A 4,355-nucleotide genomic window follows, 5' to 3' on the forward strand; every position below is an offset into this window, starting at 1 on the left:
ACTTCACCGACCCCAGCAGGAGAGGCTCTCCGGCCGGACGGTCCTGACCGTAGGTGGCCAGGAGCGCCTGAGCCTCGATGGGATCGCCGAGGGTGGTGCCGGTGCCGTGCGCCTCGACGGCGCCGATCTCGGCGGGGGCGAGGCCCGCCCGCGCCAGGGCGGTGCGGATCACCCGCTGCTGTGCGGGACCGTTCGGGGCGGTGAGCCCGTTGGAGGCGCCGTCCTGGTTCACCGCCGAGCCCCGCACCACCGCCAGCACCGGATGCCCCAGCCGACGTGCGTCCGACAGTCGTTCCAGCAGGACCAGCCCGACGCCCTCCGCGAAGCCCGTGCCGCTCGCCCCGGCCGCGAACGCCCGGCACCGCCCGTCGGCCGAGAGCGCCCCCTGACGGCTGAACTCCACGAGGGCGCCGGGGGTCGACATGACGGTGGCGCCGCCCGCGAGGGCGAGGGTGCACTCGCCCTGCCGCAGCGACTGCGCCGCCAGATGGATCGCCACCATCGACGACGAACACGCCGTGTCCACCGTGATCGCCGGCCCCTGCAGACCCAGCGTGTAGGAGATGCGGCCGGAGGCGACGCTGACGGCCGATCCGTTGCCGAGGTAGCCCTCCAGGTTCTCGGGGGCGCGCTGGTGGAGGCCGGGGCCGTAGCCGCCGTGCATCACACCGGCGAAGACGCCGGTCCGGCTGCCCTTCAGCGACACCGGGTCGATGCCCGCGCGTTCGAAGGTCTCCCAGGCCGTCTCCAGCAGCAGCCGCTGCTGCGGATCCATCGCCAGCGCCTCACGCGGCGATATCCCGAAGAACGCCTCGTCGAACCGCCCGGCATCCTCCAGGAAGCCACCGCTGCGGGAGTAGGAGGTGCCCGGTCTGTCCGGGTCGGGGTCGTACAGGGCGTCCAGGTCCCAGCCGCGGTCGGTGGGGAAGTCGCCGATCGCGTCGGTGCCGGAGCGCAGCAGTTCCCACAGGTCCTCCGGGCCCGTGACCCCACCGGGCAGGCGGCACCCCATCGCGACGATGGCGATGGGGTCCGCGTCCGTGGTGGCGCCTGACCGGAGCGCCGGGAGGGGCGCCGCTGCCGTGGCTCCGCTGCGGCTCTCGGCCAGGTGCTCCGCCAGGGCCTGCGGGGTCGGATGGTCGAAGACCACGGTCGGGGCCAGGCGGAGGCCGGTCGCGGTGTTGAGGCGGTTGCGCAGCTCGACGGCGGAGAGCGAGTCGAAGCCGATGTCCTTGAACGCGCTGTCGGCGCGTACGGCCTGCGGCGACTCGTGTCCCAGGACCGCTGCGGCGTGCTTGCGCACCGCGTCGAGCAGGGCGCGTTCGGCCTCCTTCGACGAGAGTCCGGCGAGCCAGGCGCCGGCGTCCTGCCCCTCGCCGGATTCGACGGCGGCGGTACGCCGCGTGACAGCGCGGACGAGACCGCTCAGCAGCGTGGGCACCCCGCCCGAACGCCGTCGCAGGGCGGCGTGGTCGAAGAGTGCGGCCACGAAGGCGGCGCCTCGCCGGGCGGCCGCGGCGTCGAGCAGTGCCAGTCCCTGCTCGGCTTCGAGCGGTCGGACGCCGTTGCGGGCGATGCGGACGCGGTCGGTGGCGCCCAGGTGCGCGGTCAGACCGCCGCCCTCCCAGAGGCCCCAGGCCACCGCGGTGGCGGGCAGTCCGAGCGAGCGCCGGTGGTCCGCGAGGGCGTCGAGGAAGGCGTTGGCCGCGGCGTAGTTGGCCTGTCCCGGGCCGCCCAGGACGCCGGCGACCGACGAGAACAGGATGAAGTGCTTCAGGTCGGCGCCGCGCGTGAGGTCGTGCAGGTGCAGTGCCGCGTCCACCTTGGGCCGCAGCACGGTGGCGACCTGCTCCGGGGAGAGACCGGACACCGTCCCGTCGTCGAGGACGCCGGCGCTGTGCACCACGGCGGTCACCGGCCGGTCGAGGCCGGCGAGCACCGTTGCCAGGGACTCCCGGTCGGCCACGTCGCATGCTTCGACCGTCACGGACGCGCCCAGGGCGGTGAGTTCGTCGATCAGGTCGGCGGTGCCGTCGGCTGTGCGTCCGCTTCTGCTCAGCAGCAGCAGATGGCGGGCGCCGTGTGCGACGACCATGTGCCGGGCGACGAGTCGGCCCAGACCGGTGGTTCCGCCGGTGACGAGGGTGACGCCTTCGGGATCGAGCGCCCGCGGTTCTTCGAGCGGGAGGTCGACTGCGCGCGTCAGGCGGGGGACCAGAACAAGGCCTGCGCGAACGGCGGTCTGCGGTTCACCGGACGCGACCGCGGCGCGCAGCCCGGCCGCGTCGGCGGCGAGGGAGTCCGTCCCGGGGGCCAGGTCGATCAGGACGAGACGTCCGGGGTGTTCGGCCTGCACCGTCCGGGCGAGACCCCACACGGAGGCCCCGGCCAGGTCGGCGACGCCGGACCGGGGCTCGGTCGCCACGGCGCCACGGGTGACGAGAACAAGACGAGTTGCCTCGTACCGTTCGTCGCGCAACCAGTGCTGCACCTGCGCGAGGGCGATCTGCACGCGCTCATGGACAGCGGCCGCGGTGTCGGCCGCGGTGTCGGCCGCGGTGTCGGTCGGGGTGTCGGCGGCTTCCGGCCCGGGACGGTCGCAGAGCACGAGCAAGGTGTCGGGCGCGGGCCCCGAGGCGTCCGCCGTCAGGTCCGGCGCCGCGTGCGCGTCCGATCCCGCGTCGGCGAGGGCGGCTGCGGTGCGCGCGGCGTCGGGTCCCACCGCCAGCCATCGGCCCGCAGGCTGCAGCTCCGGCGGGGTCGTCCCGGGCTGCCACTGCGTGTGCAGCAGCATCTGCCGGACGGTCTCGTCCTCCGCGGAAGCCGTTTCCCCCATGGGCCGCGTCGACAAGGCGCCCACGGAGACGACGGGGGCTCCTGCCGGGTCCACGGCGAGCAGCGCGACGCCGTCCGGCTCCGGCCGGATCAGCCGCACTCTCAGCGTGGTGGCCCCGGCCGCGTGCAGTCGTACATTGTGCCAGGAGAACGGCAGGTTGAGCGGCCGGGAGGCGTCCTTGTCCACCTCGCCCAGGACGTCGGGGTGCAGGGCGGCGTCCAGCAACGCGGGGTGCAGACTCCAGCCGTCGGTCGTCTCCCCTTCGGGCAGGGCGATCTCGGCGAAGACCTCCGCGTCCCTGTGCCACACGGCTCGCAGGCCTCGGAACGCGGGGCCGTAGCCGTATCCGGCCTCGGCCATCCGCTCGTAGGCGTCCGCGACGGGCACGGCTCGCGCACCCTGCGGCGGCCAGGTGGCGAGCGCTTCGGCGGCGGTGTCATCCGGCAGATCGGGGACCAGGAAGCCGTGCGCATGCCGGGACCACAGTGGGTCGGCCGTCGATTCGGCGCCGTTCTGCGGCGCGGAGTGGACGCTCACCGCACGGCGTCCCGACGCGTCTGGCGCCCCGACGGTCACCTGCAGGCTGACGGTCTGCTGCGCCGTGACCACGAGCGGGGCCTCGAGGACCAGTTCTTCCAGACAGGGGGCGCCCACCTCGTCACCCGCCCGGATCGCGGCCTCGACGAATGCCGTTCCGGGGAACAGGACGGACCCGCGCACCACGTGGTCGGCCAGCCATGGATGCGTGGCCGCGGAGACCCGCCCGGTGAACACCACGCCTTCCTCGTCCGCGCGGTGGATGGCGGCGCCCAGCAACGGGTGCACGACGGGGCGCAGGCCGAACGACTGCGGGTCGCCGCCTGTCGGTGTGTTGAGCCAGTGGCGGGTTCCCTGGAAGGGGTAGGTCGGCAGGTCGGGGTGGACGGGGGCCGGGTTCGGGTGGGGGTGGAGGGTGACGCCTTGCGTCCATGCGGTGCTGAGGGCGTGGGTCCAGTCGTGGGCGTCGCCCTGATCACGGTGGAGTGTGGCGAGGACGGCGGGTCGTCCGGTGAGGTCGTCGAGCGTCTCGAGGGTTTCCTGGGTCGGGAGGGTGAGGACGGGGTGGGGGCTGACCTCGATGAAGGCGGTGACGCCGGTGTGGGCCAGTGCGCGGGTGGCGGCCTGGTAGTCGACGGTGCGGCGCAGGTTGCGATACCAGTACTCGGCGTCGAGTTCGGCCCCGTCGACGGGACCGCCGGTCAGCGAGGAGTAGAAGGGCAGGTCGCCGCTGCGCGGCGCGATGGGCGCGAGCGCCTCGAGGACCTGGTCCCTGATCGCTTCGGCGTGCACGGAGTGGGAGGCGTAGTCGATGAGGACGCGTCGGTGGCGTACATCGTGTTCCCCGCACCAGGCAGCGAGTCGGTCCAGCGCCTGGAGGGGGCCGGAGAGGACGGTGTTGGCGGGGCTGTTGACCGCCCCGACGTCCAGTCCGAGGTCGGCGGCGATCGTCTCGGCCCGCTCCCGCGGCACGGCCAGGGAG

The 4,355-nt window shown here is 74.0% G+C and carries 1 protein-coding gene; it reads right to left on the bottom strand.

The genetic code is table 11. The features are described from left to right. Positions 1-4,355, bottom strand: a 4,355-nt coding sequence (locus tag ABT300_RS41895; RefSeq protein ID WP_351687816.1) for an SDR family NAD(P)-dependent oxidoreductase, incomplete at both ends; no start/stop codon positions are given.

The organism is Streptomyces sp. NPDC001027, from assembly GCF_040299045.1.
Lineage (GTDB): Bacteria > Actinomycetota > Actinomycetes > Streptomycetales > Streptomycetaceae > Streptomyces.